This window comes from Thiolapillus sp. (assembly GCF_048562965.1).
GTDB lineage: Bacteria > Pseudomonadota > Gammaproteobacteria > Chromatiales > Chromatiaceae > Thiolapillus > Thiolapillus brandeum_A.
Genome location: NZ_JBHNMF010000622.1, coordinates 1 through 1,817, shown reverse-complemented (window position 1 = coordinate 1,817; position 1,817 = coordinate 1). Strand labels below are relative to the sequence as shown.

Annotated in this window: 2 protein-coding genes; both read right to left on the bottom strand. The window is 47.1% G+C overall.

The window, feature by feature from the left end:
• Nucleotides 1–153 precede the first annotated feature (153 nt).
• Complete coding sequence (locus ACOCD2_RS18455; RefSeq protein WP_293653158.1) at nucleotides 154–915, bottom strand: sulfotransferase domain-containing protein; 762 nt, start codon at nucleotides 913–915, stop codon at nucleotides 154–156.
• A gap of 387 nt (nucleotides 916–1,302) precedes the next feature.
• Complete coding sequence (locus tag ACOCD2_RS18450; RefSeq protein WP_293653157.1) at nucleotides 1,303–1,542, bottom strand: hypothetical protein; 240 nt, start codon at nucleotides 1,540–1,542, stop codon at nucleotides 1,303–1,305.
• Nucleotides 1,543–1,817 lie beyond the last annotated feature (275 nt).

Sequence of the window (1,817 nt, the reverse complement as noted above, 5' to 3'; positions counted from 1 at the left end):
GTACCAGTATCAGAAAATCTACAACTACCATGTCCCGCAGAAAAACATCGGGCACATCACGCCCATTCAGGCGCTTATTAGGATTGGCACAAAAAACAACCGGAATTATTCAAAAAGAAAACCCATGATCTATCGGGACTTGACGCACACTAATTACGACCCAAGCCAATTAGAACAGTCCCAACCTAGCATACGTTCCAACTGTAAGATCTCATATTCATACATATATACCAAGTAGTCTTTATCCGCAGAAGACATATCTTTCTCATAATGTCCCTTATGCATATCTTTCCTGCTTAACATACGTATGGGATACTTCTCAATCTTCAGAAAATCCCATACCTTTTCCATAACAGCATCAGTATCGGACTCTAGCTCTTCACTCCTTAAGATCAAAAGTTGCTCTTTGGGAAAGCAAGATAAAACTCGTCGAATCTGCTCACAGTAGAACCCCCTCGAAAGGTAGGAGAATTCCAGGCACTGATACGGCAATAAGCCTCGGCACATATCATATTCGCCTCTTATCGCTTCGCCGAACGATCGTTGTTCTCTCCCCTGTGCTCGCTTCATATTCCAGTGGGAGTAAGCCCTAGTAACCGGGTTACGTAACACCATCAGCAGTTTCATAGCTGGATTATAAGCCCATATCCTTTGTGGAGCCGAATACCAGAACATATATGAAGGAGTAGTTTCCCCAAGCAACTGGCCATATAAAGCATGCATAAAATTTGCTTCATATATCTCATAATTAGGCTCTCCACCAATAAAATGATCATCAGTATCAAAAAAATGAAGCTCTTTGCGCCTTTTTGGAAGACAAAGATAAGGATTTTGTTTTAGGTGGGCATCCAATGCGGTAGTCCCTGATTTTTGAGCGCCTATTAAAAGAAAACTAACTCGAGGAGAGTCAACCATTGGGCGGCACCTAACTATAGAAATCTTCAAAATGGGTCGGTATTGTAAATATGCTAAGCCAGAATTCTGTCGAATTTACCCATCAACATGTCGCCGCGCCCAGCATAAAATGGAAGTCTAGCTTTTCACGTCCTACAAACCGGCTCTTGCGCAACCCACCGATGCTCTCGAGCCAACCGAAACATTTTTCGATCCGCTTACGAATCGTTTGGCTGGTTTTGTAACCATCATGGCGGGCAGTACTCCATCGATGGCTGATGAATGGTGGGTGGCGTTGGCACAGCGCATCCCCTCCACAATGCCCTTCACGCGTAGTTTTTGTCCGCGCCTCCCGTTCCACTGTTCCCGTCACATGGGCATCAACCACCAGACCATGTCGGTTCTCCATCAGAAAGAGTCCATGCAATTGAGCTTGGGCGTGGCACCTTTGCTCTTCCTGAACAACAGAGCATCAGGTTCGGTTTTGAACTCGTTGCTTCCCAACGGCGATTCCCTCCCCCCGAAATCCACTGTGGGGTTGCGCTCACCACCCGAGGTCGATGGTTCACCTTCGTCCTTTGGACGATAGCTCTTGAGCGAAGCCAGCGCCTTGAGCAGAATCCCTTCCACGCTGAAACGTTTCTTCAATACCAGATTGCTGCCCGGGCTTGCTCCAGCACCTGGGCAAAGAATTTGTGCACCACCTTGTCTTCGAACAGCCGGTCACGGCTCTTGCGTGAAGGTCGAGTGGTGCCAAATACAGTCCTCTATTGAAAAACCCACAAACCAGCAAAACAGCAAATTCAAGCGTGTCTTCGGCCTCGTGATAGATTTTGGGACATCCCAGTCCCCAAAATCGACTCAGCCTTTGACAACCTATTTGTGCCCCAGCCGTCCTGGTCACCAAGCACTACGCAACAACT